Consider the following 765-nt stretch of genomic DNA (forward strand, 5'->3'; position numbering starts at 1 on the left):
CGTCCCGGGGAGAAGATCGCGACGGACGGGACGGTGGTCGAGGGCTCGTCCGCCGTGGACGCCTCGATGCTGACGGGCGAGTCCGTCCCCGTCGAGGTCTCCGCCGGCGACACCGTCACCGGAGCCACCCTCAACGCCGGCGGCCGCCTCGTCGTCGAAGCCACCCGCGTCGGCGCCGACACCCAACTCGCCCGCATGGCCCGCCTCGTCGAAGACGCCCAGAACGGCAAAGCCTCCGCCCAACGCCTCGCCGACCGCATCAGCGCCGTCTTCGTCCCCATCGTCATCGCCCTCGCCCTGGGCACCCTCGGCTTCTGGCTCGGCAACGGCGCCGGACTCACCGCCGCCTTCACCGCGGCCGTCGCCGTCCTCATCATCGCCTGCCCCTGCGCCCTCGGCCTCGCCACCCCCACCGCCCTCATGGTCGGCACCGGACGCGGCGCCCAGCTCGGCATCCTCATCAAGGGCCCCGAAGTCCTGGAGACCACCCGCCGCGTCGACACCATCGTCCTCGACAAGACCGGCACCGTCACCACCGGCCGCATGACCCTCCAGACCACCCACACCGCCGAAGGAACGGACGAGCACGACGCCCTCCGACTGGCCGGAGCACTGGAGAACGCCTCCGAACACCCCATCGCCCAAGCCGTCGCCACCGCCGCGACCGACGCCACCGGACCCCTCCCCACCCCCGAGGACTTCCAGAACATCCCCGGACTCGGCGTCCAGGGCATCGTCGAGGGCCACGCCCTCCTCGTCGGACGG

1 protein-coding gene is annotated in these 765 nt (G+C 72.7%); it reads left to right on the forward strand.

Translation table 11 applies throughout. The features are described 5' to 3' along the window. The coding region (locus IG90_RS0138730; RefSeq protein WP_030596110.1) for an HAD-IC family P-type ATPase at window positions 1–765 on the forward strand (765 nt) is incomplete at both ends.

Source organism: Streptomyces anulatus (assembly GCF_000721175.1).
Taxonomy (GTDB): domain Bacteria; phylum Actinomycetota; class Actinomycetes; order Streptomycetales; family Streptomycetaceae; genus Streptomyces; species Streptomyces anulatus_C.